The 26,483-nt window shown below is 53.9% G+C and carries 27 protein-coding genes; 3 read left to right on the top strand and 24 right to left on the bottom strand.

Features of this window, described 5'->3' with window-relative positions:
- Positions 1–409: 409 nt before the first annotated feature.
- The 23 genes from H582_RS0123310 to H582_RS0123225 all read right to left on the bottom strand — a co-directional run bounded on the left by H582_RS0123310 (position 410) and on the right by H582_RS0123225 (position 20,076).
- Positions 410–625 carry a hypothetical protein gene (locus H582_RS0123310; protein WP_028600463.1) on the bottom strand — a complete coding sequence of 72 codons (216 nt, stop codon included), beginning with the start codon at positions 623–625 and terminating at the stop codon, positions 410–412.
- A 33-nt stretch (positions 626–658) separates the two neighbouring features.
- Positions 659–877, bottom strand: coding sequence for a hypothetical protein (locus H582_RS0123305; protein ID WP_127464511.1), 219 nt, complete (start codon positions 875–877; stop codon positions 659–661).
- Between the two features lie 34 nt (positions 878–911).
- On the bottom strand, positions 912–1,118 hold the full coding sequence (locus H582_RS0123300; protein ID WP_028600461.1) for a hypothetical protein: 207 nt from the start codon (positions 1,116–1,118) through the stop codon (positions 912–914).
- A 52-nt stretch (positions 1,119–1,170) separates the two neighbouring features.
- Positions 1,171–1,668 carry a hypothetical protein gene (locus tag H582_RS0123295; RefSeq protein WP_028600460.1) on the bottom strand — a complete coding sequence of 166 codons (498 nt, stop codon included), beginning with the start codon at positions 1,666–1,668 and terminating at the stop codon, positions 1,171–1,173.
- A gap of 28 nt (positions 1,669–1,696) precedes the next feature.
- A complete protein-coding gene (locus H582_RS0123290) occupies positions 1,697–2,383 on the bottom strand; it encodes a VanZ family protein (RefSeq protein WP_028600459.1) in 687 nt (228 codons plus the stop codon).
- Between the two features lie 42 nt (positions 2,384–2,425).
- Positions 2,426–3,370, bottom strand: coding sequence for an LCP family glycopolymer transferase (locus tag H582_RS0123285; RefSeq protein WP_028600458.1), 945 nt, complete (start codon positions 3,368–3,370; stop codon positions 2,426–2,428).
- Positions 3,367–4,515, bottom strand: a complete 1,149-nt coding sequence (locus H582_RS29285) for a nucleotidyltransferase domain-containing protein (protein ID WP_052333592.1) — start codon at positions 4,513–4,515, stop codon at positions 3,367–3,369. The genes H582_RS0123285 and H582_RS29285 overlap by 4 nt, the downstream gene beginning before the upstream one ends.
- Positions 4,516–4,556: 41 nt before the next feature.
- Positions 4,557–5,894 carry a UDP-glucose dehydrogenase family protein gene (locus H582_RS0123275; RefSeq protein ID WP_028600457.1) on the bottom strand — a complete coding sequence of 446 codons (1,338 nt, stop codon included), beginning with the start codon at positions 5,892–5,894 and terminating at the stop codon, positions 4,557–4,559.
- Positions 5,895–5,909: 15 nt separating this feature from the next.
- A complete protein-coding gene (locus H582_RS0123270) occupies positions 5,910–7,283 on the bottom strand; it encodes a sugar phosphate nucleotidyltransferase (RefSeq protein ID WP_028600456.1) in 1,374 nt (457 codons plus the stop codon).
- A complete protein-coding gene (gene rfbD, locus H582_RS0123265; RefSeq protein WP_028600455.1) occupies positions 7,249–8,145 on the bottom strand; it encodes a dTDP-4-dehydrorhamnose reductase in 897 nt (298 codons plus the stop codon). The genes H582_RS0123270 and rfbD overlap by 35 nt, the downstream gene beginning before the upstream one ends.
- Positions 8,138–9,157 carry a dTDP-glucose 4,6-dehydratase gene (gene rfbB, locus H582_RS0123260; RefSeq protein ID WP_028600454.1) on the bottom strand — a complete coding sequence of 340 codons (1,020 nt, stop codon included), beginning with the start codon at positions 9,155–9,157 and terminating at the stop codon, positions 8,138–8,140. The genes rfbD and rfbB overlap by 8 nt, the downstream gene beginning before the upstream one ends.
- 20 nt (positions 9,158–9,177) lie before the next feature.
- Complete coding sequence (gene rfbC, locus H582_RS0123255; protein WP_028600453.1) at positions 9,178–9,723, bottom strand: dTDP-4-dehydrorhamnose 3,5-epimerase; 546 nt, start codon at positions 9,721–9,723, stop codon at positions 9,178–9,180.
- Between the two features lie 12 nt (positions 9,724–9,735).
- Complete coding sequence (locus H582_RS0123250; RefSeq protein ID WP_028600452.1) at positions 9,736–10,485, bottom strand: sugar phosphate nucleotidyltransferase; 750 nt, start codon at positions 10,483–10,485, stop codon at positions 9,736–9,738.
- 11 nt (positions 10,486–10,496) lie between these two features.
- A complete protein-coding gene (locus tag H582_RS31470) occupies positions 10,497–11,960 on the bottom strand; it encodes an MOP flippase family protein (RefSeq protein ID WP_084137565.1) in 1,464 nt (487 codons plus the stop codon).
- Positions 11,957–13,090 (bottom strand): glycosyltransferase family 4 protein, encoded by a 1,134-nt coding sequence (locus H582_RS31465; RefSeq protein ID WP_127464510.1) that lies wholly within the window; start codon positions 13,088–13,090, stop codon positions 11,957–11,959. The genes H582_RS31470 and H582_RS31465 overlap by 4 nt, the downstream gene beginning before the upstream one ends.
- Before the next feature lie 20 nt (positions 13,091–13,110).
- Positions 13,111–14,046, bottom strand: coding sequence for a glycosyltransferase family 2 protein (locus H582_RS31460; protein WP_084137563.1), 936 nt, complete (start codon positions 14,044–14,046; stop codon positions 13,111–13,113).
- The gene (locus H582_RS30540) at positions 14,036–15,205 is read right to left on the bottom strand and encodes a glycosyltransferase family 4 protein (protein ID WP_052333591.1); all 1,170 of its coding nucleotides are present in this window, start codon (positions 15,203–15,205) and stop codon (positions 14,036–14,038) included. The genes H582_RS31460 and H582_RS30540 overlap by 11 nt, the downstream gene beginning before the upstream one ends.
- Positions 15,206–16,435, bottom strand: a complete 1,230-nt coding sequence (locus H582_RS31455; RefSeq protein WP_084137562.1) for an O-antigen ligase family protein — start codon at positions 16,433–16,435, stop codon at positions 15,206–15,208. It lies immediately after the preceding gene.
- Positions 16,436–16,451: 16 nt separating this feature from the next.
- Positions 16,452–17,150, bottom strand: a complete 699-nt coding sequence (locus H582_RS0123245; RefSeq protein ID WP_028600451.1) for a sugar transferase — start codon at positions 17,148–17,150, stop codon at positions 16,452–16,454.
- Positions 17,151–17,157: 7 nt separating this feature from the next.
- Positions 17,158–18,057, bottom strand: a complete 900-nt coding sequence (gene galU, locus H582_RS0123240; protein ID WP_028600450.1) for a UTP--glucose-1-phosphate uridylyltransferase GalU — start codon at positions 18,055–18,057, stop codon at positions 17,158–17,160.
- A 289-nt stretch (positions 18,058–18,346) separates the two neighbouring features.
- Positions 18,347–19,039: a CpsD/CapB family tyrosine-protein kinase gene (locus tag H582_RS0123235; protein ID WP_028600449.1), complete on the bottom strand. Its 693-nt coding sequence runs from the start codon at positions 19,037–19,039 to the stop codon at positions 18,347–18,349.
- The gene (locus H582_RS0123230) at positions 19,020–19,772 is read right to left on the bottom strand and encodes a YveK family protein (protein WP_028600448.1); all 753 of its coding nucleotides are present in this window, start codon (positions 19,770–19,772) and stop codon (positions 19,020–19,022) included. The genes H582_RS0123235 and H582_RS0123230 overlap by 20 nt, the downstream gene beginning before the upstream one ends.
- Before the next feature lie 28 nt (positions 19,773–19,800).
- The gene (locus H582_RS0123225; RefSeq protein WP_127464509.1) at positions 19,801–20,076 is read right to left on the bottom strand and encodes a hypothetical protein; all 276 of its coding nucleotides are present in this window, start codon (positions 20,074–20,076) and stop codon (positions 19,801–19,803) included.
- A 393-nt stretch (positions 20,077–20,469) separates the two neighbouring features.
- Here H582_RS0123225 and H582_RS0123220 point away from each other — a divergent pair, with 393 nt between their 5' ends.
- From H582_RS0123220 to H582_RS0123210, 3 genes are all read left to right on the top strand, one after another.
- Positions 20,470–20,838: a helix-turn-helix domain-containing protein gene (locus H582_RS0123220; RefSeq protein ID WP_028600446.1), complete on the top strand. Its 369-nt coding sequence runs from the start codon at positions 20,470–20,472 to the stop codon at positions 20,836–20,838.
- A gap of 252 nt (positions 20,839–21,090) precedes the next feature.
- A complete protein-coding gene (locus H582_RS32275; RefSeq protein WP_153783090.1) occupies positions 21,091–21,264 on the top strand; it encodes a hypothetical protein in 174 nt (57 codons plus the stop codon).
- A 257-nt stretch (positions 21,265–21,521) separates the two neighbouring features.
- Positions 21,522–21,701 (top strand): hypothetical protein, encoded by a 180-nt coding sequence (locus tag H582_RS0123210; RefSeq protein WP_028600445.1) that lies wholly within the window; start codon positions 21,522–21,524, stop codon positions 21,699–21,701.
- 146 nt (positions 21,702–21,847) lie between these two features.
- On the opposite strand, the gene gltB is transcribed toward H582_RS0123210, so the two are convergent.
- Complete coding sequence (gene gltB / locus H582_RS0123205; protein WP_028600444.1) at positions 21,848–26,455, bottom strand: glutamate synthase large subunit; 4,608 nt, start codon at positions 26,453–26,455, stop codon at positions 21,848–21,850.
- Positions 26,456–26,483 lie beyond the last annotated feature (28 nt).

Below are 26,483 nucleotides of genomic sequence, written 5' to 3'. Positions count from 1 at the left end.
ATGGTGGCCTACTTTTGCTCGATAAAGATACATATTGTATCACCCCATATGTGACAATTCGCCGCAACGCCGACCCGAGAGAGGGGAACGGCCATAGGCCCGTTCCCCTCTTCGAGTCTGCCTGCGCTTGCTCGGCGGCAGCTTCCCGCCATCCCGCACGCTTCGACCTCGCTCCGCTCGCCTTGCGGCGGGCCTGCACGCTTCGACCTCGCTCCGCTCGCCTTGCGGCGAGCCTGCACGCTTCGACCTCGCTCCGCACGCCTTGCGGCGAGCCTGCACGCTTCGACCTCGCTCCGCACGCCTTGCGGCGAGCCTGCACGCTTCGACCTCGCTCCGCACGCCTTGCAGCGGGCTTGCACGCTTCGACCTCGCTCCGCACGCCTCCACGCTCGTCCGCCTGCGACGGCGCCTACTTGGCGCCGTCGTAGCGGTCCAGGTAGCCGAGCGGCTTCGTTCCGCAGCCGCATGGGCCTCCCGGTCCGCCCGGCCCGTAGAACAGCCGGCAGATGAACGGCGCGAAGTTCTGGCTTTTGCACCATTTGTAGAAAAAATTGTTGCTGATGTTGACCGTGCCGAACTCGACCGACTGATGGCCGAGCACGGCAGGAGCGCAATACGGCTTCATCGACACCCACCTCATCCGGATCTGCTAAGTCTGCTACTTCTTCGGCGTCCAGCCTTCCAGATGGTCAAGCGGCGCCGAGAAGCCCTTTCCTCCGCCGCTCGGGCCGATGTTGCCATAGAACAGCCGGCAGATGAACGGTTTGAAGTTGTAGCACTTGCACCACTGATAAAAGAAATTATTGCTGATATTGACGGTGCCGAATTCAACCGCCTGATGGACGAGCACTCTTGGTGCGGCATAGGTCTTGAGCACGCTGCTTCACCTCGTTTTCAGCCAGGACTGGCCGTCACTTCGGCGTTCCCTTGATGCCGGAGAAAGGCTCGTTGAAGCCGTGTCCTCCGCCTACGCTCCCAGAACCAAAGAACAGCCTGCAGATGAACGGCCGGAAGTTGAACTGCTTGCACCAGCGGTAGAAGAAATTGTTGCTGATGTTTACGGTGCCGAATTCGACCTGTTCGTGCATGATGACTTTGGGCGGGTTGTAAGCCTTCATGGAAACCACCTCGCTTTCTTCAATTTACGATACATTTTGTATCATGTCAAGGTTATTCCTTGTCGGATTCCCCTTGATATGACCAGAGGACCTTCCATTCACCGGACTCCTGCGCGACGAATACGTCCTGCCTGATCTCGAACGCCCCGAAGCTGCTGAGATACGTCATCGTGACCGGCACGGCGAACACCTCCTCCAGCTGAGGCTGGTCCCCACCCATCCGCCAAGCGCCGACTTCCTCAAGCTCGCCGAGCTCGAAGCCGAACGTATCGACGCCGAAGTCCTGCATGAACACATGGGCTCGCTTCTGGATATAGCTGTCCTTGGCGAAATGCTCCTTCATCTGAGAGTGGAACAGTTCCCAGGACCCTCCGAAGTTGCCCTCCCGCTCCATCGTGTAGAATTCCGACACGACTTCGCGGGCGCCCCCCGAATCGACGCCGCCTCCGAGCCATCCCGCAGCAGAGCGCACCGTCAGCCACAGCAGCGCGGCCAAGCAAGCCGCAAGCAGCAGTCCGCCGATCGGCAGCCTTCTCTTTCTCCGGAACATCCGCTCCCTCCTCGTCCCATAACGTGCCTTAGGATATGAGCCGGGACGAGCGGTTAGACCTGCGGAACGCCTTCGAGACCAGGTATAGAAGCACCACCCCGAGGCAGCCGCCGATCCAATCGATCAGCACGTCCTCGGGGTTGGGGGTACGCGATAGGGAAAATTGCTGGTTGTACTCGTCCAGGCATGCGATCAGCGCCGTCAGCGACAGCGCGATGAACGCCGACAAGCCGGGCGTCACGCGGTACCGCCGGGCGAGCGCCCAGGCCAGAGCCGCCAGCACGGCATAGACGAACAGATGGGCCGCTTTGCGGAACAGGAACTCGATGACGTCATACGGGTTGAACGAGGGCATGTACAGCTGCCCGTTATAATGGAACGACATCGGAGGCAGCCACTTCTGCGCCGTCTCCGCATCCAGCTTGCGCTCCAGCGCAGGCTTGATCGACTGGGTCTGATACGACTGGCTGGAAAAGACGAAAATCAGCAGCAGCCACGACAGCAGGCAGCCCCACAAAAGGGCTCTTGTCCGGCTCCGGCGAGGCGGCATCGCCGCGCTTGTCGAAGTGGCAAGACGCCGTCCTGCCGGCACGGTCCCGCGCCCGGAGCCGGGGGCGGCTCCGATCCGGCCTGCCGATTCCGCCGCCGTGCCGCGTCCGGCCGCAGGCCGGTTCCGGGAGCCGCTCGCGGTCCCGTCCACGCTTTTGCTTGCCATGCGGCGCTCTCTCCTTCATGCCCGGTTCGGGCGATCCGCCCGTCAATGGAGCTCGGGCTTGCTTTGCTGCTGATGCTCCTTGATCATCGCGTGGAGCCGGTCCCGCTCTGCCCGATCGACGATATAGTAGTAGATGCCGCCGATGCGCGTGCCTTGGCCGCTGACCTCTTTTTGCGTGATCTTCTCGATCTTGGGCCGATAGTTCACCAGCAGGTCCTTCATCGTGTCGAACGAGATGTCCGTCTTCACGTTGCTGCCGATCTGTTCGAGCATGCCGCTCGCCTTGGTCAGGCTGCTGATCGTGAGCGCGTTTTTCATCACCTGCTGGATGATGTCGCGCTGGCGGTTCTGCCGGCCGAAGTCGCCCCGCGGATCGTCGTAGCGCATGCGCGAGTACAGCAGCGCCTGCTCGCCGGTGAGCTTCAGCTTGCCTTTTTCGTACGTCTGGCCGTCGATCGTAAAGGCGAACGAATTGTCCACCTCGACGCCGCCGAGCAGGTCGACGATCTTCTCGAAGCCTTCCATGTTGACCTTCACGTAGTAGTCCACCGGATAGTCGAGGAAGCTCTCCACCGTCTGCACGGCCATGTTCACGCCGCCGAAGGCATACGCGTGGTTGATCTTGTCCTCCGTATCGCGGCCGATGATCGTCGTGCGCGTATCGCGCGGAATGCTCAGCATGAGCACGTCGCTCTTCTGCGGATTGACCGCGAGCAGCATCAGCGTGTCGGTGCGTCCGACGTCGTTCAGCCGCTCGTCCACGCCCATCACAAGCACCGTGAACGGCAGGTTGTCGGACGGCACCGCTTCTTCCTCGACGGCAGGATCCTTGCTCACGTAGACCGGCCGCTGCGTCGGCTCGTAGACCTTGTGGGCCGTGCCTTTGATCGAGCTGTAGAAATACCAGGCGAAGCCGCCGACCGACAGCGCCGCCACCAGCAGGATGGACAGGACGGCGATCAGCGCCCGTTTCTGAATCAGGCTCATGGGGTGTCAAGCTCCTTCGCGCCGGCGCGCGGCCTTCTGCCGAGCAGATGCTTCAGCCGCAGCCGGTAGATTCGGGTGTACAGGGACAGCAAAGAGCCGCCCTTGTCCTCCCGGAACTGGGAGCGCGCGTAATCCGCGGGCGGCAGGAACAGATACTGGATATGGCGGAGCATCGCAGACGGCTTGTCGTATGTGACGAAGATCGAGGCGAAGCGGAACAGATAGTACCGCCGGCTTTTGATGCCGAGCCCGGCCTCGCGCAGGAGGCGCTCGCTCCAGAACGGCCAGCGGCGCCGGCGGTCGAGCGGCTTCACCCACTGCAGCGACGGGCAGAGGCGGTAGACGAGCGACAGCACCGCCGTCAGCTTCGCCAGATTGCCGTCCCGGCGGGCCCTGGCGAGCAGCGACTCGTAGGACACCGTATCCCAGGTCCGGTCGATCACCTGCGCGATGTCCACGATGTACTTCAGCGACGACATATGATGGTTGAACGCATGCAGGCAGACGTGGTAGAGCGTGTCCTCGTCGTTCAGCTCGCGCAGGCACGGGCTGCCGCCCAGCGGAGCCGTGCGGCTCCACAGCGCCTCCACGTCCGTCTCATGCCCGTGCGAGCGGAGAAGGCTCCAGTGCAGCTCCACGGCCAGGAACGGGAACATCGGGTTGTCGTAGAACTTGTTGAACTGTAAATGGAAATGATCTTCATAGGGGATTTCACCACCCTCGAACCCGAGCCGCCGAAGCAGCGCCGACGCGCGCTGCAGATCCTCGGGACGGACGAGCACGTCGAGATCCGTCGTCGGCCTCGCCGCGAAGTGGCCGAAGAAGCGCTCCGCCATGCGGATGCCCTTGAGCGGGACGAGCGGGATGCCCTCCTGCTCGAATGCGCGGAACAGCTTCTTCTGCTCGGCGCGGATCAGCATGTTCTGGAACAGAATGCGCTCGGACTCCGCCTTCAGCTCGGCCTGCAGCCAGGCTGGCGCTTCGTGGAGCAAGCCCCTTTCCTGAAGGAGATGGTAGAACTGGCTGCCGGTGAAGGAGTCGCGGATATCCGCCCAGGCCCGCCTCCAGCTCTCCTCCTCCCAACGCTCGTTCTCGGCTCGCTCATAGATCCGGTCCAGCAGCTGCATCGATTCGCTTGGCTTCAATGGGAATCCTCGCCTCCTTTCCGGCGGCCAGCCGCCACTTGCTAGAATTGCAGAGCCGGGCTCTGCTCGCGGACGCCCTTGCTCAGATTGGGACGGCCGACCGAGTAATAGACGAACGACGTGCCGGCGAGCTCCTCCTCCGTGAACTGGTTGCGGCCGTCGATCAGCACGGGACGGCGCAGCAGCGTCTCGAGCCGGGCGAGCGGGAACTCGCGGAACTCCTTCCACTCCGTCAGCAGGCAGAGGGCGTCCGCGCCTGCCGCCGCCTCCTCCGCGCTGGCGCAGTAGTCCACGCGAGGATGATCGAGCTGGCGGCTGAAGTTTTCCTGCGCCACCGGATCGTAGGCGCGCACCCGGACGCCGGAGTCGACCAGCGTCTGGATGATCTCGAACGCCGGCGCGTCCCGCACGTCGTCCGTCTCCGGCTTGAACGCGAGGCCCCAGACGGCGACCGTCTTGCCGGCGAGCTCGCCGAGCGTCGCCTCCAGCTTGCGGATGACGCCGAACCGCTGATCGCGGTTCACCTCCACGACCGACTTGAGCAGCTTGAACTCATAGTCCACATGGCCGGCGATCTGGATGAGCGCCTCCGTATCCTTGGGGAAGCAGGAGCCGCCGTAGCCGATGCCGGCCTTGAGGAACGACGAGCCGATGCGCCGGTCATGCCCCATGCCCTCGGCGACGCGGGTCACGTCCGCGCCGACCTTCTCGCAGATGTTGGCGATCTCGTTGATGAAGCTGATCTTCGTCGCGAGGAACGCGTTGGAGGCGTACTTGATCATCTCCGCGCTGCGGATGTCCGTCAGCAGGATGTTGTCCGTCAGCGGGCGGTGCAGGGCGCTCAGCCGCTCCCTCGCGATGTCGCTGTCCGTCCCGATCACGATCCGGTCCGGATTCAGCGTGTCGGCGATCGCCGAGCCCTCGCGCAGGAACTCCGGCACCGACGCGATGTCGAAGGAATGGATCGTATGCTCCGAGACGATCGCGCCGACCTTCTCGTTCGTGCCGACCGGCACCGTGCTTTTCGTCACGATGATCTTGTAGCCGTCGAGCGACTCGCCGATCTCCTTGGCCGCCTGCTTGATGTAGCTCAGATTGGCTTCGCCGCTCGGCAGCGACGGCGTGCCCACGGCCAGGATGACGATATCCGCCGCCCTCACCGCCGACGGCAGGTCCGTCGTGAAGGCGAGCCGTCCCGCCGCCGCGTTGGAGGCGATCAGCTCCTTCAGGCCCGGCTCGTAGATCGGCACCTCTCCCGCCTGCAGCTTGGCGATCTTGTCCTCGAGCTTGTCGACGCAGATCACGTCGTTGCCCAGCTCGGCGAAGCATACTCCCGACACCAGACCGACATAGCCGGTCCCGATCACAGCAAGTTTCATCTCTCTATCCGCTCCTTATCCGATAGGCTGCACGTAGCTCATAATGTCTTCCCAGTGCAGGCAGAGCCGCACGATGTCTTCCTCCACCAGCTCCGGGCCGCTCTGCACCTCGATGATCTCCAGCTCGCGGACGGCGCGGACGCTGTGCAGCATGCCGGCCGGCACGAGCACGACATCGCCCGGCAGCAGGCGCTGCTGCTTGCCGTCCAGGATCAGCTCGCCTTCTCCGGACGTCACCGTCCATACCTCGCTGCGCCGCTGGTGGTACTGGTAGCTGAGGTTCTTGCCGGCCGCGATGCGGATCCGCTTCGTCAGCACCTCCCGCCCGTCGTCGTACTTCACATAGTCGACGACCTTGTACGAGCCCCAGCGGCGCTCCTCGAACATCGGACGCTGCTCGAGGCTGCCGTTCACGTCCTTGATGCGGGAGCTGGCCGCCTTCTCCGAGACAAGGATGCCGTCGGGGCTGGCCGCGACGACGAGGCCTGACACGCCCATCACCGTGATCGGGATGTCCAGCTCGTTGATCAGATGCGTATCGCGGCAGTCCTCGGTGACGATGCCTTTGCCGACGACCGTCTCCGTCATCTCGCCCGTCAGCATGTTCCATGTGCCGAGATCGCGCCACACGCCGCTGTACGGCGTGACGACGAGCCGCTTCAAGTTCTCCACGACCTCGTAGTCGAAGCTGTTCTTGGGCAGCCTGCGGTACTGCTTCACCATCTCGTCGTACTGGATCGGCAGGTTCATCGAGATGAGCAGGTTGATCATGAGATCCAGCCGGAACGCAAAAACCCCGCAGTTCCAAAGCGCCCCCAGCTCCATGAGAGCCAGCGCTTCTTCCCTTCGGGGTTTTTCCTTGAAGCTATTCACTTGTCTAAGGCCGAGCGGCATGGAGGCGGCGGTCGGGACGATATAGCCGAAGCTTTCCGAGGGATGATCCGGCACGACTCCGATCAGCGCCAGCTCGGCATCCGACGCGGCCACCGCTGGCTCCAGCGACTTGACGACATCGAAGAAGGCATCGTCCACATACGGATCGACCGGCATGATCGCGATGATCTCGTCCAGGGGCACTCCGGCAATCGAGTACAGATAGGTCGCCGCGAGCGCGATCGCCGGGAAGGTGTCTCTTCGTTCCGGCTCCACGATGATCGGCACCTCATGCCCGAGCTGGCTTTGCAGCACCTCGACCTGCGAGCGGCTGGTCGCGATATAGTTGCCGCTTGCCAGTCCCGCTTGCTCCAGCTGCCGCCATACTCGCTGGACCATCGACTCGGCCGCTCCGTCCTCCCTCTTCAGCAGCGGCAGAAACTGCTTCGACCGGAGATCGTTGGACAGCGGCCAAAGACGCTTACCGGAGCCGCCCGACAGTAGAACGGTTTTCATGGTCAACCTCCTCGGATTCCAATCGTACAAATTCCTTCAGGCCTTCCCGCCAATGCCGCATCTCGGGAAATCCATTTTCTCTAAGCGCTCCCTGCTCAAGCACCGAGTAAGCCGGGCGCCGAGCCGGACGGACGAACTGCTCGCTGGACACCGGCTTAAGCTCAACCTTCAGCCCTGCTTCCTCGAAGATCGCTTGCGCGAATTCATGCCACGAGCAGACGCCTGAGTTCGCGACATGATAGATGCCGTATCGATCCGTCTCGATCAACCGCAGGATGCAAGCGGCCAGATCCCGAGTAAACGTCGGGCTGCCGACTTGATCGTCCACGACCGAGAGCGGCTTGCCCTGACGAGCCAGATTGAGCATCGTTTTGACGAAGTTGGCTCCATGAAGTCCATACACCCATGAGGTCCGGACAATGAAGCAACGGCTGGCATGAGCCTGTGACTGCTCCTCGCCATTCAGCTTGGAAGCTCCATAGACGTTGACCGGATTTGTCGCGGCGGATTCGGGGATCGGCCGGGAGGCGGTGCCGTCGAACACGTAATCGGTGCTCACGTAGGCCAGCTTCGCGCCGATGCGTTCCGCCGCTGCCGCGATGTAGCCCGCGCCATTCCCGTTTGCCTGGTGCGCGACGTCGGGCTCCGATTCGGCTTGATCGACTTTGGTATAAGCTCCGCTATGGATGATGATGTCCGGCTTCAAGAGGGACACGATCCGGTCCACCTCTTCCCGCTTCGAAAAGTCCAGCTCGGAGCGGGTCAGCCCAAACGTCTCGCATCCTTCTTCATTCAGCAAAGAAACCAGATCTCGGCCGAGCTGGCCTCCTGCCCCGGTTACGATGACCTTCCGCTTATCCATGGACCGGCTGCCTGAAGCGGTTGTCATAAGCGTTCCGGTACTCGCCGGATTGGATGTCCCGCCACCAGGATTCGTTTCCAAGATACCAGTCGATCGTTTCGACGATGCCGGTCTCGAACGTATGCTTCGGCTGCCAGCCGAGCTCGGACTCCAGCTTGGCCGGATCGATCGCGTAGCGGCGGTCATGTCCCAGGCGATCCTCCACATAGCGGATCAGCTCCTTGGATTTGCCGAGACGCTCCAGGATCAGCTCGACAATCTGGATGTTGGTGCGCTCGTTATGCCCGCCGATGTTGTAGACTTCGCCGGGCTTGCCTTGATGGAGCACCAGATCGATCGCCGCCGCATGATCTCGCACATGCAGCCAGTCGCGCACGTTCAGCCCGTCGCCATAGACCGGGAGCGGCTGTTCATCCAGCGCATGCGTAATCATGAGCGGGATCAGCTTCTCCGGGAAATGGTAAGGGCCGTAGTTGTTCGAGCAGCGGGTGATGTTCACGTTCATGCCGTAGGTTTCATGGTAGGCGCGAACGAGCAGGTCAGCTCCGGCCTTGCTGGAGGAATACGGACTGTTCGGAGCAAGCGGAGTCTCTTCGGTGAAGCAGCCCGTCGGCCCAAGAGACCCGTACACCTCATCCGTCGAAATCTGGATGTATTTTTGAATGCCGTAGGCTCGGGCTGCCTCCAGCAGCACCTGCGTGCCCGAGATATTCGTCGTGACGAAAATGCCGGGATCGCTGATGCTGCGATCCACATGGGACTCAGCGGCGAAGTTGATGATCGCGTCGATCGCGTGATTACGGAGGAGGTGGCGAACCAGCGCCTCGTTGCAGATGTCGCCTTTGACGAAGTGATAATTGGCGTCGTTCTCCAAATCCTTCAGATTATCCAGATTCCCCGCGTAGGTGAGCTTGTCGAGGTTCACAATCGTGTACTCCGGATGCTCTTCCTTCATATGCCGAATAAAGTTGCTGCCGATGAAGCCGGCGCCACCCGTTACCAGTAGGTTCATCTCTCTACATCTCCTTGGGGTCAAAAATGATGTTCCGCTTCCTGCAGGCCGGGATGCTGGCGATCCTTGTCGGACAGGACCACACGCTGCGTCGGCCAGTCAATGCCAAGCTCAGGATCATCCCAGCGGATGCCGCGGTCATGCTCTTTGGAGTAGTATTCATCCACCTTGTACATGACCTGTGTATGGGCTGCGAGCGTGCAAAAGCCATGGGCGAAGCCCTTCGGAACGAGCAGCTGGCGCTTGTTCGACTCGCTCAAGATGAAGCCTTGCCACTGGCCGAACGTCGTCGACTGCCGCCGCAGATCAACGACCACATCATAGATAGCCCCGCTTACGCATCGGACCAGCTTGGTCTGTGCCTTGGGAGCGAGCTGATAGTGCAGGCCGCGCAGCGTGCCGGCTTCCTGAGACAGGGAATGATTGTCTTGGATGAAAGCATGCTCGATTCCGGCTTCCCGGAATTTCTGCTCATTGTAGCTCTCCGTGAAAAAGCCCCGATTGTCGCCGAACACGTCGGTCTCTACAATCAGGACTCCGGGAAGCTTTGTCTCGATGAGATTCATGGGTCGGCTCCTTTATACCGTCGTGAGCTTGCGCCCGAAGTTCAGATCGAACGCATCATGACGGACCAGCTCGTTCGCATGGGCCCAAGACTCATGCGTGCCGGCATCGGTCCACCAGCCGCTCAGCACATCGTACGTCAGCAATCCTTGCTGGATATAAGCGTTGTTGACGTCGGTGATTTCCAGTTCTCCACGACCGGACGGCTTCAGCTCCTTGACGATGTCAAAGACATTGTTGTCGTACATATAAATGCCTGTGACCGCCATGCTGCTTTTCGGCTGCTTCGGCTTCTCCTCGATGGAAACGATGTGCGAGCCGTTCAGCTCGGCTACTCCGTACCGCTCCGGATCGTGAACTTCCTTCAGCAGAATCTTCGCTCCGTTGCCTTGTTTCTTGAAGTTGTCAACAAATGGCTTCATATCGTCCTGGAAAACGTTGTCCCCCAGAATGACCGCCATCGGATCATAACCGATGAAGCTCCGTGCCAGGCCAAGCGCTTGCGCGATGCCCCCGGCCTGATCCTGGACTTTATAGGAGAAGCTCACGCCGAACTCATATCCGCTGCCTAAAAGATTAACGACATCGCCCATATGGTCACGTCCCGTGACAATGAGGATGTCGTCGATTCCAGCCGCTTTAAGTTTGTAGATCGAATGGTAGATCATCGGATACTGCCCGACTGGAAGCAAGTGCTTGTTCGTCACCTTGGTCAACGGGTACAGCCTGGAGCCGGTTCCTCCAGCGAGAATGATTCCTTTCATTTCCTATCACCTCAAGTGTTTAATTTTATCCTCTTATTTTTTTTGACTAGAGAATAAAAATCCATAAAAACCTCTTTATTAAGAATTGAATTAAAAACAAAATAAAACAAGATACAGGTTGACATTAAAAAAAATAACCCAAAATAATTAATGGGAAGGGTATATTCCAACAATCCATATCCAATTAAAAACATCACAAACGAAATCATTAGTGGTTTAAAGAAAACTCTGATATATTCGTAAAGCGTAAGGCTAATAAATCTTTTTATTATTAGTCCGTAATTTATAAAGAACAAGATGACTTGGGAAATAACAAGCGCCCAACTTATCGCTACAGCCCCTCCTATAAAAGCACCTACAGTTATAGATGGGATCAGGATTATCATAGTCACGATAGTCCAAGTAAAACCAATATCTGCTCTCCCATGAGAGACAGTTAGTGTTGTATTAGGACTAATTAATGAACGAATCGCCCCCATGATACTAAGAACTTGAATTAATTCAATCGATTCACTCCACTTTTCACCTAAGAATAAAGGGACTATTAAAGGCGAAACCAATGCCAGTCCAAAATAGATAGGAAAGTTAATAAAAGATATGTAACCCAAAATAGATAAATAACCCTTTTTTAACTTTTCTTTATTATTTGAAACCCTCGAAAATAATGAAACAGCTATATTAGTGATGACGGGATTAATTTTTAAAACAGGAAGGATTATAATTTGATACGCTAAATTATATAATCCAAGTACTTCTGTGCCGAATAACTTCCCGATAATCATTTTGTCTAAATTAGTACTAAAAAAATGAACTGTCTTTTCTCCCATTTGAAATGCACCGAATGAAAAGCTTTGTTTAAATTCATTGAATGAAAAATATAATCCATGTCTCCATTTTTTGCTTCCAATAAAGAAAAGCAAACCAGCTTTCATAGTATATATGGTTATTTGTCCAAATACTAAAGCTAAAACATTCGGATGAATAACAGCCAATGATAATGAAAGAATAAATCCAATGAAATTGCTTGAAATCTCAATCTTTGATAATACATTAAATTGAAGGTTCTTTTGAAAAAGAACTTGGAATTGCTGCCCGAGTGGAATGATTAAAAATACAAAGGAAATGAGAAACAACGGCATTCTTAATGATTCTTCATGATAAAATGAAACTATCAAAGGATTCAACGCCAGTAAAACCAAAGTTACTAAAAATCCAAAAAATATATTCCCTATAAATAATGTTGATATAAATTCCTTGGAGGGATTTTCTTTAGATAGCAGTATATTTGATATTCCTGCATCGCTGTAGATCATAGCGAATCCTAAAACGATTTGAATTATTCCCATAATACCAAAATCAGTAGGGCTCAAAATTCTTGAAAGAAGAATTAGTTGACTAATTTGAATAACCGAGACACTAATAGTGGATAAAGAAGTCCATTTACTACCTTTTAATCCCTCTTGCTTTAGACTCATCCTATCACCCGAGCAGCCTTATTATCGGCTATCATAAGAGAGTCCGTTAAGACTTCACTCCAAAGCTCCGAATTAATTTCTTCTGTATAAAAAGCTTCAACTTTTTTAATGGCCTCTTTAGCCATTCCTTCTCTTTTCCCTTCATCATTTAGCAGACTAATAATTGCATCCAAAAATTCATTTTTATTTTCAGCATCCTGTATAAGAATTCCACATCTATTTTGATCAATAATTTGGGCCGGACCAATTGAAGCTGTCGCAATAGGAACGCAACCGCAAGCCATTGCTTCAATTAACACTATACCAAACAATTCTTCCCATTTAGCGTCTCCGATCACAGATGGAAGCAAAAGAATATCTGCATCATTATATATATTCGCAAGTAACCGATTATCTTTGATTGAGCCCAAATATGAAAAATTCAAATTTTGTTTGGAGAATTCTATAACCTCGCTTTTCAACTCTCCGTCGCCTATAACCACCCATTCTATTAATAATTCAGGATATTGATCATTCAGTATTCCAGCCAAATTCAAGAGTAGATTAATACCTTTTTCCGGTACTAATCTTCCAACATATATTATTTTAATAGGTTGATTTTTGTTCTTTAACGCTCGCTTTGAAGCGTTGAAAATAGTAGGATTTATACAATGAGGAATAACCATCACATTTTTAGTATATTTGTTTAAACCAATACGGACTGCCTCAGTAACTGCAACTGTCTTTATATTATGAAGGAACTTATCCCAGACTCTAAGCTGGCTTTTAAGATGAATTTTTCTTGGATAACGAGAATAATCCCAAAATGGCCAAGAAGAATAGTAAACGACATTATGTTTGAGTTTTAAAAGGTATAAATAGTATATGGAAAGGTGATATGGCGCTGCCCCAATAATGAGATCTTTTTTAGGTGTTACTAGAAGATTTAATAGCAGAATCAAATTTCTAACTGTTCTCACAAAAAGTTTCACATCTGAATTCTTAACTGATTTATAGAAGTTTTTCAAAAGAGCAAACTCAATCATTATTATTTTTTTATATTTTCCAGATCTCTCATTAAAAAAAAGCAAAGAATCGAAATGACGTGGTGCCCCAAATTCATGAACAACGTACAAATTATTATTTGCCAAATCTATCACTTCCCAAATTATTAATTCTTATAGATAGGATGCTTTCCCATTCTTAATTTGAATCCGTGTATTAAGCCTTGATAGATATACCATACTCTTTCTTTCTTTTTGTTATAATTAAATAGATAAACAATTAGTAGTTTGTATAAAAATTTAATTAATAAAAAACATAATGCCGAAAAATATTTATAGAAAGGTTGAGTAAATATAATTAATGCAAATGCATTTCGAATAGTATAGTAAGCAACAAAACCCGCAGGATTTTTTTCACCTCCTGTTGATTGAGAAACCTTATGATAGACTATAGATTCAGGACAATAAATAGTTTTCCATCCTGCTTTCTTAATTCTAATATTCCAATCTGTTTCTTCATAATATAGAAAATAATCCTCTCTCATCAATCCTATTTCATCAATTACCTCTTTAGTAACCAATAAACTACAACCAGTGATATATCCTGTTTCTGATTCAAGGTTATAGTTTGCTTTGTTTTCCTCTTCTCCCATTCCAACGTGAGATACTTTACCTGTAAATAAGTTGACTTTCCCACCCGCATACCAAATTTTATTAGTACCATGGTACAGTATTTTTGATCCAACCACTCCAATAGATCTGTCTTTCTTAATTGAAATTACAAGTCTAGACAATGCAAGAGGATGTACCTCTGTGTCAACATTTAACAACCAATAATAAGAATAATTTCTCTCAATCGCTGCTCTAATTCCTATATTATTTCCCCCGGCAAAACCCAGGTTCGCAACAGAAGATAAAAGCATAATGTTTGGACTTTCCTTATAAATAGTTTTTATCTTCTCCCAAGAACCATCAGTCGAATAATTATCAACCAAAAAAATATCATAAGAACAATCAACCATATTGTTTAATGAATTAATGCAATCCACTGTATCCTCTAGACTATTCCAATTTAAAAGTATGATAGCCGTTTTATCTTGCATAGTGAATCTCACTTTCAATAGACTTTCCAATATTAAGTTGATGCTCTTTGTATTTCTCTTTTACAAAATCGTATATCTCATTTCTGAATCTTTCTACCGAAAATCTTTCTGCGTTTACTCTGCAATTTATAGGATCAAAACGATCAATTTGATCCTCAAACTTAGTTACAGCTTCTACGATTGATTCAACGTTTTGTTCATTAAAGTAAATACCAGTTGGATTTTTATATTTCACATCAATAATAGTCTCTGTTGTTCCCCCTTTACCAAATGCAACCACTGGAGTTCCACATGATTGTGCTTCCACTGGGGTAATTCCAAAGTCCTCTTCTGCAGCAAAGATAAAAGCTTTAGCTTCTTGCATGTATTGCTTTAGAACAGTGAAGGACTGATAACCCAATAATTTAATATTTGAATGTCCATTCGCCAAATGCTGAATTTTTTTAAACTCAGGCCCATCCCCAATTACTATAAGTGTTTTGTCTGGCATATTAACAAATGATTTAACGATTAGATCAATTCTTTTATACGGCACCATTCTGGAAGCAGTCATATAAAAATCTTTTTTCACTTCATTAAATTCGAACTCCTTTATATTCACAGGAGGATATATGACTACTGAATTTCTGTTATAAACCTTTTTTACCCTGCGTGAAATAAACTTCGAGTTCGTAATAAAATGATCTACTCCGTTCGCTGTTCTGTTGTCCCAAAGCCTAATCTTATGGAGAAGATATTTAACAAACAAAGATTTGACCCCTTCATAATAGCCGCTTTCTCTTAAATACTGATGTTGTAAATCCCAAGCGTAACGTATCGGAGAATGAACGTAAGATATATGCAATTGATCAGGTCCTGTTATAACACCTTTAGAAACGGCATAAGAACTTGAGATAATTAAGTCATATTCCGATAAGTCCAGTTGTTCTATAGCCAGTGGCATTAAAGCAAGATAGTTTCTGTATTTTTTTTTTGCAAAAGGTAGCTTTTGAATGAACGTCGTGTTGACTTTTCTTCCATTTAGAAATGAATCATCATTCTCCAAAAAATTAACCGTACTATATAAACTAGCTTCAGGAAATAAAATCAAAAGTTGTTCTAAAACTTTTTCAGCTCCTGCATAGGTCACAAGCCAATCGTGTATAATTGCTATCTTCACTTATACATTCACTTCCTTATAGCTAGTTTGCTTCGAAACATAGCTTACTTTATGATAGGAGAATCCAAGAAGTAAAAATGAAATTATTGAAATTTGTTCCCAATAAAATATATCGAATGTAAAACCATTTAACAGGATAGCTATTACAACATAATGAATCCAACTATTTTTATTATTGAAATTCCTTATAACAGAGAAGAGTATGATAATAAATAGAGTGATTACTCCAATGAACCCAAAATCTACAACGCTGGAGAGAATTACATTATCGATTACTGGGAAACCATCTTTCGGCGTGTTTTTCTGAAGCAGTTCTAATGATCCACCAAAACCATTACCAAATATAAAATGATAAGAACTTTTATTTATGTTTTCCCATGTCCAAGAAAACATTTCAGTACGGTGGCTAACCGAAAAATCCTGAGAGCTCGTGCCTGAAAAACGTCCAACAACATCACTTCCAACTGGAGAAAACAAAAAAATGAACACTGATAGAACTACAGTCACCCATTTAAATAAAGCTTTTTTTGATTTAATCAATATAACCATTAAAGTTAATACTATTGCTGCTGCTAACCACGAACCACGTGAATATGTTAAAGTGAGAGATGTTCCAACAATAATAGCTGCTGCTGTACTTAAAAAGAGATTTTCTTGTCTTAAAATATTATAAAAACAAGAAATGAAACAGATAAGCAATAATGCTCCTAACACAACTGGATGACCAATACTACCGCTGGCTCTTCCATCGAGTAGAGCATTAGCCAATCCATTAGAACTATTTTCTATTTGTCTGAATCCCTCAATTTCTATCCTGATCGGTCTAATAAATGAAGAAAATAGAACAATCATTGCTTGAAATAATCCTGATATAATAATGGTTGTTCGAATGAATTTAGGACTTACTTCATCCATAAAAAATCTTCCGATAAGGAATGGAATAATAATGAGTAAAATTGTATTTCCAAGCCAACCAATACTTACATGATTTATTGCTATGAGAAAAACAAAAGCACAAATAGCAAGATCAATCGATAAAATATTTATTTTCCTCTTTCCGAATACAAATTGTATAATATAAACAACAAACATAATAAAAATCAAGAATCTATTTATACTCATCTCGCCAAATGAAAGATTGAATATTTTTACATTTGGTATATTGAAGAGAAAAAAAATTATAACGAAAGATATAATACTTTTACTTTCAATTACTTTTTTGTTTTCCACATTTCATTCCCCTGTTTTAGTATGCATCAGAAGATGCAAATATTATTTTAATAGTTTTGAGGACAATGGAAATATCTTTCGATAAGTTTCTCGTGTTGATATATTCGATGTCCAGTTCCACCATTTCTTTAAAACTCAAATTGCTACGTCCGCTCACTTGCCAAAGCCCCGTGCAGCCGGGCGTCACTTTAAGCCGTTGCTTGTCATATGGCGTATACTCCGCAACCTCTCGGGGCAGCGGCGGCCTTGGCCCGACCAGCGACATGTCGCCTCTGACCACGTTCCACAGCTGAGGCAGCTCATCGATGCTCGTCTTGCGGATGAAACGGCCGATCCTCGTAATGCGCGGATCATCCTTCATCTTGAACATGGCGCCTTCGATCTCATTCTGAGCGAGCAGCTGCGGCAGCAGCTCCTCCGCATTGGAGACCATAGAGCGGAATTTATACATGCGGAAGGCCCGCTCGCCCTTTCCCACTCTTTCTTGAGAGAAAAAGACAGGCCCGTTGCGATCCTCCAGCTTGATCAGCACCGCAAGCACGATAAAAACCGGCAGCAGCAGCAGCAGTCCGATTGATGCCGCGATGATATCCAATGCTCGTTTCATCATCAGGTAGCCTCTGAGGCTTCTTTTGGCTTCTGCAGCATAAGTAGAGTAATAGGAGGTCGAGTCGAGCACCGCTTCGGCTTCCTTGCCATTCGGGTTCAGGCTCATCGTATCGTCACCTCAGCTTGATCATATTGGATTGGTTCGTATGGTCTTTGATCATTTCTTCGAGTGCGGTCAGGAGAGGGTGCTTCAGCTCATCGTTGCGGAGCGCGAAGTCGATCGTCGTCAGGATGAAGCCGAGCTTCTCGCCGACATCGTAGCGTTTGCCTTCAAAATCATAGGCGTAGACGCCTTGCCGCTCATTCAGCTTCTGAATGGCATCCGTCAGCTGAATCTCCCCGCCGGCGCCAATGCTGTGCTCGCCGAGATAGTCGAAGATCTCCGGCGTAAACACATATCGCCCCATGATGGCCAGATTGGAAGGCGCTTCTCCCAGCGGCGGCTTTTCGACGAAGCGCTTCACCTGTACGAGCCGTCCCAACGTCTCGATCGGATCGACGATGCCGTAGCGGTCCGTTTGCTCGATGCCGACCGTCTGGACGCCGATGACGGAGCGCCCCGTGTCTTGATACTGCTCGATAAGCTGGCGCGTGCAAGGAACGTCCGCCTGGACGATGTCGTCGCCGAGAAGTACGGCGAACGGCTCGTCGCCGATGAAGTTGCGGGCGCACCAGACCGCGTGGCCCAGCCCCTTCGCTTCTTTTTGCCTTATGTAATGAATGTCCACATTGGACGATTTCTGCACCTCGCTCAGCAAGCCGAGCTTGCCCTTCTCCATCAGGCTGTGCTCTAGCTCGAACGCGATGTCGAAGTGATCCTCGATCGCCCGCTTGCCTTTGCCCGTCACGATAATGATGTCTTCGATGCCGGACTGGACCGCCTCTTCCACGATGTACTGGATCGTCGGCTTGTCGACGATCGGCAGCATCTCCTTGGGCATCGCCTTGGTGGCCGGCAGGAATCGGGTTCCGAGACCGGCAGCCGGGATGATGGCCTTGCGCACTTTTTTCATGCAATCACCTATCCTTGTCTTTTTCTCTCTGGCTCTTCAGCCCTAACATGAAGAAATGCCAAAAAAACGAGCTACGTTTCCCTGTCGAAACATAACCCGTTTTTATGGCATTTCTTGATGCTTACCCTCTCCATAAGGGTAAAAGTGGGGCATTCAACCCCGCCTCACGCCATACCATCGACGACTCGCGTCTAAGGTCCGCATACGGACCCACAGTATGGCCGAGTGCCTACAGTGATAAAGGTTCAGTAGGCATTACCTATACGATTCCTTCAGCAGGCTCGAAAACTTATTTCGCTTCCGCTCCGTAATAGTAGTAGTTGTACTTGTCGCCTTTGCGGCTTTTCGTGTTGTTGAGCACGACGCCTAGGATGCGGGTGTGCGCATGCTCCAGACTGGACTTCGCCTTGCGCACCAGCTCGCTTTTCACTTTGCCGGCATGCACGACGAGCAGCACGCCTTGGCAGAGCGAGGAGACGATGATCGAGTCGGTGACGGCCAGCACCGGCGGCGTATCGAAGACGATCACATCGAAGTCGGCCTTGAACTGCTCCAGCGTCGCCTTCATGCTCTGGGAAGCGAGCAGCTCGGACGGATTCGGAGGCACCGGACCGGACGGCAGAACGAACAGGTTGTCGACGAGCGTCTCCTGCACCGCATCCGCGGCGCGGCATTGGCCGGATACGACCGTCGATAATCCAACGCGGTTGGATACCTGGAACACTTTGAACACGGACGGCTTGCGCAGATCGGCATCGATCAGCAGCACTTTTTTTCCTTCCTGGGCGTAGGTCACCGCGAGGTTGGAGGCCGTCGTGCTTTTGCCTTCGCCCGGATTGGCCGAGGCGACCATGATGACCCGGATCGCTTCATCGAACGAGGAGAACTGGATGTTCGTGCGCAGCGTCCGATACGCTTCCGAGATCGGCGATTTTGGATCGTAATAGGTGACGAGGCTGGATTCACTGGTTGAGCGTGGCATATGATCCCTCCCCTATAGGCTTAGGCTTGGATGCGGACGGCTTTTTCGAGCGCGTGCCGTACTTGTCGATTTTGGTGATGAGCGCCAGCATCGGCAGCTCAAGCTCTTTTTCGATATCTCGCTCCGTCTTGATCGTGTCGTCCAGATAGTGGAGCAGAATTACTATGGAGACAGCAATCATGAATGAGAAGACGAAGGCTATGAAGATCAGCACGATCGGGCTGGTGTTGATGCTGTATGCCGCCGCTTCGACATCGGCTTTGTTGAGAATCGTGACGTTGTCCACTTTCATGATGTCGGGGTTGGTCGTGCGGAACGTTTCTGCGATCGCGTTGACCGCCTTGGCCGCTTGAGGGTAGGAGGTGCTGACGAAGCTCAGGTCCATGACCTGGGATTCCGCAGAGGATCCGATGCTGAGGCCGCTGCGCAGCTCATCGGCGCTCATCTTCAGATCGGGGAAGTTGGTCGATACTTTGTTCAGGATCGCGTAAGACTGTATAATTTCTTTGTAGGAATTGATGACGGTAATATTGGTCTGCATCGTACTTAGATCCAGCATCGACGTTCCCTGAAAATCGAATGCTTGGTTGACGATGAGCTTGGCCGAAGCCTGGTAGATCGGCGTCGTATACATGAAGCTTTTGATTCCGGTCGCGACGCAGGCCAGCAGGACGATCGCGGCGATGAGCCACTTGCGCTTGGCCAAAATGCTGAGATACTCTTTCAACTCCACGTGATGGGCCTCCCGTTATGTATAGTGGTCAGTTCCGATATAAATAGTGGACTTTATGCTCGGGCAACGCTGGCTGATGCCGGAGCAGCCACTCGTTCAGCTCCCGGATCCAGTCCGTGCGGCTAATCGAGCTTCCGGCGATGCGGAGCTCATACAGATAGAGGTTTCCTTGCTTGACTCGCGAGGCGACGATGCCTTCGAGGACGATTCTCTTCTCCCCCAGCTTCAGCTGGAAGGACAGGCGGTACCGGTCGTTCACCGGAAAACGGAGCGTCGTGGAGAATTCCAGTTCGTTTGCGTTCATATGAATCAGTAAGACTTTGCGGACGCCGGATCGGACCGGTTCTCCGCCGACCTGGGAAATCGCAAGCTCCGCCAGCAAGGCGCGGCTGTTGCCGGTTCGGGAAATGACGCCAGCAGAAGTCTCCATATTCCGACGCAAGAGCACGGTTCACCTCCGACAAATGCCTCCGGGCCTATGTTTGAGAAAAGCTCCGGCGGGGAAGAATGATGACTAATTGATACGTTTTGTATCGCTTTGACATCTCCAACTTTACGATACAATTCGTAACATGTCAAGGGGTTTTCAGGCTTAATTTTCAAGATTGCGTCTTTTCGTATCATGCCTTCAGAAATCCTTTTAGCGGCGGCATTTCCGTATTAAACTTGAATATAGAGGGAGTTAGGAGGTACGTAAGTGGACATAGGATCACGGCTTGCAAGTCTGAGGGAAGACCGGGGATGGACTCAAGAGCATACGTCTCAGGTTCTTGGCATTTCCCGCGCAGCCTTGAGTCATTATGAGAAGAACCGGCGTGAACCGGATACCGATACGCTTGCGAAATTTGCGGATATCTATCAGGTCTCGATCGACTACCTGGTGGGAAGAACCGACAATCCGGAGGCGACGCTTGATCCGGACGTCAGGGAGTTTGCCGGCAGCATCGAGCTGTCCGATCAGGAGCTTTTGGAGAAGTTCGCCTTCTCCATCGACGGCAGCCCGCTTACGCCCGAGGAATCCAAGATGTTCATCGCTTTCATTCGGGCGAACCGGTCTATGAGATAATCTGGAATATTGTAATGCTTGCAAACCTGCCGTTGGCGGGTTTTTTTGTTGTTTTAAGAACGGGTAGTAGGAGAAAGGAATCAAATAAGACAATTTGTTAATCCAATAGTCCTGATTCGACAAAAGCTCCTTTATTTTTCTCTGATTGCCGCTTCACATTCCGACACTCTTTGCACCTTCAGTCGGATATACTTTATCCTATGTTCCCAGTACATAGAGAAACTAAATAGGAAATGGGAGTGGGGTACAGGAATGAACAGCCATCAACCAGAAAGCAGCTCAAAATCTCCTGTGAAGGTATTGGACGTCAGGCAAGTGCTCGAACAGCTGGGGTTGCAGCCCGATGCCGCACTGAAGGAATTGTTCCCGGAACGAACCTCGCCGCCTCCTTCGGAGGACCGTCAGAACCGCACCTCGAAGAAATAAAGCGCTGAACGCCTCTCCCCCCAACCCGAGGCATCGCTTATCTCTACCGCTAGCTTTCCTCCATTCGCTACCATCTCGAAGGTCTCTCGGTACATACTCGATACACCTTGTATAGATACATATTGTATCAATACGGAGCCGGCTTGTCAGCCATCAGGATAGGCCCTCCCGCACTTAATGACGGCCGATACGGTCGTCTTTTGGTTATTTTCCCGGTGTTATGGGGCCATGCTGATCGAGAAAGGAGGTCATGATCAATGGACCTGCTGGCGATGGCCACGATGACGTTCTGCGTCATTTTTTTCCTCTACGCGATGCGCGCGATCGTGAACAAGGAAAGCGATCGGAAATTCTTTGCCCTGGCCGTTCTCGCCTCTCTTTGCGCCGGGGTTTCTTTCCTGCTTTTGATCGGAGCGATCGGCTCGATCATCCTTTGAAGGTTGCGCCGCGACCGGCCCTCTCCAACGGTGAGTATGGCATGGACGAGCTGCATCCCCGAAGAAACAGCACAAAATCAAAGAGCCGCCAGCCCATAATCGGGCTAGCGGCTCTTTGCATGCCGGCCGGCTGCATCGCCGGAGGCTTAGTTGCCTCCGACTCGCGCCAGCTCTCTCATATTGGCCTCGAAGGCGGCCAGCAGGGCTTCGTCGCCCTTCAGGCCTTGCGCCTCCTCGGCATGGCGGATCTGCTCCAACATCCGCTTGTAATCCTTTGGAATGACGCGGACGAAGTCGCCCAGCGACTGCTCCCAGTTCGCCAGGACGCGTTCGCCGATCGCGCTGCCCGTATAGCGGACATGGTCTTCGATCAGCGAGCGCAGCTCCTGCACGTCCGCCTCGTCCTCGACGCGCTCCAGCAGCACCATTTCCAGGTTGACCTGCTTGTAGAAGGTGCGGTTCTCATCGAGCACATACGCCACGCCGCCCGACATGCCGGCCGCGAAGTTCCGTCCCGTGCCCCCCAGCACGACGACGCGTCCGCCTGTCATGTATTCGCAACCGTGGTCGCCCGTACCCTCGACGACAACCTTGACGCCGCTGTTGCGCACGGCGAAGCGCTCGCCCGCGATGCCGCGGATGTACGCTTCCCCGCCCGTCGCGCCGTAGAAGGCGGTGTTGCCGATGATGACATTGTTCTCCGCCGCGAAGGTCGCCTTCGGCGACGGAGCGACGATGATCTTGCCGCCGGAAAGGCCCTTGCCGACGTAGTCGTTGGAGTCGCCCTCCAGCGAGAGCGTGATGCCCTTCGGCACGAACGCGCCGAAGCTCTGGCCGGCGGAGCCGACGAAGTGCATCTGGATCGTATCCTCCGGCAGCCCCTTGGCTCCGTAGCGGCGCGTCACCTCGCTGCCGAGGATCGTGCCGACGACGCGGTTGGTGTTGCAGATCGGGAACGTCGCCTTGACCGGCTCGCCGCTCTCCAGCGCGCTCTGGGCGGCCGGCAGCAGCGACTGCATGTCGAGCGACAGCTCGAGGCCGTGGTTCTGCTGCTGCACGTTGTAGCGGACCGCGTCCTGCGGCACCTCAGGCTGATGCAGCAGCGGCGTCAGGTCGATGCCCCGCAGCTTGTAGTGGTCCACAAGCTCCTTGGCTTCCAGTACATCGACGCGGCCGACCATCTCGTTGATCGTGCGGAAGCCGAGCTCGGCCATGTACTCGCGCATCTCCTGGGCGACGAACCGCATGTAGTTGACGACATGCGACGGATCGCCCATGAACTTCTTGCGCAGCTCCGGATTTTGCGTCGCGACGCCGACCGGACAGGTGTCCAGCTGGCAGACGCGCATCATGACGCAGCCGAGCACGACGAGCGGAGCGGTCGAGAAGCCGTACTCCTCGGCGCCGAGCAGCGTGGCGATCGCCAGGTCGCGGCCGTTCATGATCTTGCCGTCCGTCTCCACCACGACGCGGTCGCGCAGGTTGTTGAGCATGAGCGTCTGATGCGTCTCCGCCAGGCCGAGCTCCCACGGGAGGCCCGCATGGCGCATCGAGTTCATCGGAGACGCGCCCGTGCCGCCGTCGTAGCCGCTGACGAGGATGACGTCGGCGCGGCCCTTGGCCACGCCCGCCGCGATCGTGCCGACGCCGACCTCGGAGACGAGCTTGACGTTGATGCGCGCGCGCGGATTGGCGTTCTTGAGATCATGGATCAGCTCCGCGAGATCCTCGATCGAGTAGATGTCATGATGCGGCGGCGGCGAGATGAGGCCGACGCCCGGCGTGGAGCCGCGCACCTCGGCGACCCAAGGATACACCTTGCGGCCCGGAAGCTGTCCGCCCTCGCCCGGCTTGGCGCCCTGCGCCATCTTGATCTGGATCTCGTCGGCGTTGACGAGGTAGTTGCTCGTGACGCCGAAGCGTCCCGAGGCGACCTGCTTGATCGCGCTGCGGCGCGAATCGCCGTTGGCGTCCGGAATGAAGCGGGCCGGGTCCTCGCCGCCCTCGCCCGTGTTGGACTTGCCGCCGATGCGGTTCATCGCGATCGCGAGGCTCTCATGCGCTTCCTTGGAGATCGAGCCGAAGCTCATCGCGCCGGACTTGAACCGCTTCATGATCGCCTCGACGCTCTCGACCTCGTCGATCGGCACCGGCTGGCGGTCCTTCTTGAAGTCGAGCAGCGAGCGCAGCGTCATGAACTTGCGGTCCTCGCCCTGCACGAGATGCGAGAACCTTTTGTACAGCTTGTAGTCGCCAGCGCGGGAAGCCATCTGCAGCGTATGAATCGTCTGCGGGCTGAACAGATGGTCCTCCCCGTCCTTGCGCCACTGGTACTCGCCGCCGGAGTCGAGCTCGCGCTCTCCGCCCTGCTGCTCGGCATAGGCGCGGTGATGCGGCTTGAGAGCCTCCTGGGCGATGATGTCGAGGCCGATGCCGCCGATGCGCGAAGGCGTCCAGGTGAAGTACTTGTCGATGACCGACTCCTGCAGGCCGACCGCCTCGAAGATCTGCGCGCCGCGGTACGACTGGATCGTGGAGATGCCCATCTTGGACAGGATCTTGAGCACGCCCTTGGTCGCCGCCTTGATGAAGTTCTTGACGGCCTTGTCATGCGTCACGCCGCGCAGCATGCCCTGGCGGATCATGTCGTCGAGCGTCTCGAACGCCAGGTACGGGTTGATCGCGCTCACGCCGTAGCCGAGCAGCAGCGCGAAGTGATGCACCTCGCGCGGCTCGCCGGATTCCAGCAGCAGGCTGACGCGGGTACGCGTGCCTTCGCGGATCAGATGGTGATGCAGGCACGAGACGGCGAGCAGCGCCGGGATCGGGCAGTTGTCCTTGTCGGAGCCGAAGTCGGACAGGATGAGCACGTTATGCCCCTTGGCGATGACGCGGTCGGCCGCGTCGCACATCGTCTGCAGCGCCTGGCGCAGGCCGGCCTCGCCCCCGTCCGCCGGGAAGAAGATCGGCAGCGTGATCGACTTGAAGCCCGGACGGCGCACGTGGCGCAGCTTGGCGAACTCCTCGTTGGAGAGGATCGGCGAGTCGAGGCGGATCTGACGCGCGCTCTCCGGCTCCGGATGGAGCAGGTTGCGCTCCGGTCCGAGCGACGTGCCGGTCGCCGTGATGATCTCCTCGCGGATCGCGTCGATCGGCGGGTTGGTCACCTGGGCGAACAGCTGCTTGAAGTAGCTGTACAGCCGCTGCGGGCGCTCGGACAGGACGGCCAGCGGCGAGTCGTAGCCCATCGAGCCGACCGGCTCGACGCCGGAGGACGCCATCGGCTCGAGCACCTTGCGCAGGTCCTCGAACGTGTAGCCGAACGACTGCTGGCGCTGCTGCACCGTCGCATGCTCGAGCTCCGGCAGCTCCGGCGCGTCCGGCAGGTCGGCCAGGCTGATCAGGTTGTCGTCGAGCCACTGCTGGTAAGGCTTCTCGGAGGCGATGAGGCTCTTGACCTCCTCGTCGGAGACGATGCGGCCCTCCTTGGTGTCGACGAGCAGCATGCGGCCCGGACGCAGGCGGTCCTTGTACAGGATCTCCTCCGGCTCGACCGGCACGGTGCCGGCCTCGGAGCCGAGGATGATGACGTCGTCCTTGGTGACGTAGTAGCGCGCCGGGCGCAGGCCGTTGCGGTCGAGCACGGCGCCGATCTGCGTGCCGTCGGTGAACGCCATCGCGGCCGGTCCGTCCCACGGCTCCATCAGGCAGCTGTGGTATTCATAGAAGGCTTTTTTCTCCGGGCTCATGTCCTCGTGGTTCGACCACGGCTCCGGCACCATCATCATCGCCACATGCGGCAGCGAGCGGCCGGCCAGGTACAGGAACTCCAGCGTGTTGTCGAACATCGCCGTGTCGGAGCCGTCCGGGTTGATGATCGGCTTGATCTTGTCCAGGTCCTCGCCGAACAGCTCGGAGGCGAACAGCGACTGGCGCGCGTGCATCCAGTTGACGTTGCCGCGCAGCGTGTTGATCTCGCCGTTGTGGATCAGGTAGCGGTACGGATGCGCGCGCTCCCAGCTCGGGAACGTGTTGGTGCTGAAGCGGGAGTGGACGAGCGCGATCGCCGTCTCCATCGCCTCGTCATTGAGATCGACGTAGAACGAGCGCACCTGCTCGGTCGTGAGCATGCCCTTGTAGACGATCTTCTTGGACGAGAAGGATGGGAAATAGAACATGTCGCCGCCCTCGAGCCCCGCATAGCGGATCGCCAGCTCGGCGCGCTTGCGGATGACGTACAGCTTGCGCTCGAAAGCCAACTCGTCCGCGAGTGCCGCATCACGCGACACGAACACCTGGCGCACGTAAGGCTTGGCCTTGAGCGCCGACTCGCCGAGCTTGGCGTCGTCGGTCGGCACGGTGCGCCAGCCGATGACGCGCTGGCCTTCCTCGGCGATGATCGCCTCGAGCTTGCTCTCGAGCGCCTCGCGCACGGCCGAGTCCTGCGGCAGGAAGAGCATGCCGACCGCATAATCGCCCTCGGCGGGCAGCTCGACGTCCTGGCGGCTCAGCTCGCGCTTGAAGAAGCCATGCGGAATCTGCAGCATGATGCCCGCGCCGTCGCCAGTGTTTGGCTCGCTGCCCTGGCCGCCGCGATGCTCCATGTTCTCCAGCACGGTCAGCGCCTGCCGGATGATCGTATGGGACTTCACTCCCTTGATGTGCGCGACGAAGCCCATGCCGCAAGCGTCTTTTTCGAACTGTGGATCGTAAAGGCCTTGTTTCGGCGGCAATCCCGTCATTTTCCTGTTCATCGGATGGCAACCTTTCTGTCGGAGGATG

Origin of the sequence: Paenibacillus pasadenensis DSM 19293 (assembly GCF_000422485.1) — a bacterium.
Taxonomy (GTDB): Bacteria; Bacillota; Bacilli; order Paenibacillales; family Paenibacillaceae; genus Paenibacillus_O; species Paenibacillus_O pasadenensis.
This window is presented reverse-complemented; position numbering and strand designations above follow the sequence as displayed.

What these genes read in the sequence shown, in the direction of transcription:
- H582_RS0123310 (WP_028600463.1), bottom strand. Translation starts at nt 625, where the DNA reads ATGAAGCCGTATTGCGCTCCTGCCGTGCTCGGCCATCAGTCGGTCGAG.
- H582_RS0123300 (WP_028600461.1), bottom strand. Translation starts at nt 1,118, where the DNA reads ATGAAGGCTTACAACCCGCCCAAAGTCATCATGCACGAACAGGTCGAA.
- H582_RS0123295 (WP_028600460.1), bottom strand. Translation starts at nt 1,668, where the DNA reads ATGTTCCGGAGAAAGAGAAGGCTGCCGATCGGCGGACTGCTGCTTGCG.
- H582_RS0123290 (WP_028600459.1), bottom strand. Translation starts at nt 2,383, where the DNA reads ATGGCAAGCAAAAGCGTGGACGGGACCGCGAGCGGCTCCCGGAACCGG.
- H582_RS0123285 (WP_028600458.1), bottom strand. Translation starts at nt 3,370, where the DNA reads ATGAGCCTGATTCAGAAACGGGCGCTGATCGCCGTCCTGTCCATCCTG.
- H582_RS0123275 (WP_028600457.1), bottom strand. Translation starts at nt 5,894, where the DNA reads ATGAAACTTGCTGTGATCGGGACCGGCTATGTCGGTCTGGTGTCGGGA.
- H582_RS0123270 (WP_028600456.1), bottom strand. Translation starts at nt 7,283, where the DNA reads ATGAAAACCGTTCTACTGTCGGGCGGCTCCGGTAAGCGTCTTTGGCCG.
- rfbD (WP_028600455.1), bottom strand. Translation starts at nt 8,145, where the DNA reads ATGGATAAGCGGAAGGTCATCGTAACCGGGGCAGGAGGCCAGCTCGGC.
- rfbB (WP_028600454.1), bottom strand. Translation starts at nt 9,157, where the DNA reads ATGAACCTACTGGTAACGGGTGGCGCCGGCTTCATCGGCAGCAACTTT.
- rfbC (WP_028600453.1), bottom strand. Translation starts at nt 9,723, where the DNA reads ATGAATCTCATCGAGACAAAGCTTCCCGGAGTCCTGATTGTAGAGACC.
- H582_RS0123250 (WP_028600452.1), bottom strand. Translation starts at nt 10,485, where the DNA reads ATGAAAGGAATCATTCTCGCTGGAGGAACCGGCTCCAGGCTGTACCCG.
- H582_RS31470 (WP_084137565.1), bottom strand. Translation starts at nt 11,960, where the DNA reads ATGAGTCTAAAGCAAGAGGGATTAAAAGGTAGTAAATGGACTTCTTTA.
- H582_RS31460 (WP_084137563.1), bottom strand. Translation starts at nt 14,046, where the DNA reads ATGCAAGATAAAACGGCTATCATACTTTTAAATTGGAATAGTCTAGAG.
- H582_RS0123245 (WP_028600451.1), bottom strand. Translation starts at nt 17,150, where the DNA reads ATGAGCCTGAACCCGAATGGCAAGGAAGCCGAAGCGGTGCTCGACTCG.
- galU (WP_028600450.1), bottom strand. Translation starts at nt 18,057, where the DNA reads ATGAAAAAAGTGCGCAAGGCCATCATCCCGGCTGCCGGTCTCGGAACC.
- H582_RS0123235 (WP_028600449.1), bottom strand. Translation starts at nt 19,039, where the DNA reads ATGCCACGCTCAACCAGTGAATCCAGCCTCGTCACCTATTACGATCCA.
- H582_RS0123225 (WP_127464509.1), bottom strand. Translation starts at nt 20,076, where the DNA reads ATGAACGCAAACGAACTGGAATTCTCCACGACGCTCCGTTTTCCGGTG.
- H582_RS32275 (WP_153783090.1), top strand. Translation starts at nt 21,091, where the DNA reads ATGAACAGCCATCAACCAGAAAGCAGCTCAAAATCTCCTGTGAAGGTA.
- H582_RS0123210 (WP_028600445.1), top strand. Translation starts at nt 21,522, where the DNA reads ATGGACCTGCTGGCGATGGCCACGATGACGTTCTGCGTCATTTTTTTC.
- gltB (WP_028600444.1), bottom strand. Translation starts at nt 26,455, where the DNA reads ATGAACAGGAAAATGACGGGATTGCCGCCGAAACAAGGCCTTTACGAT.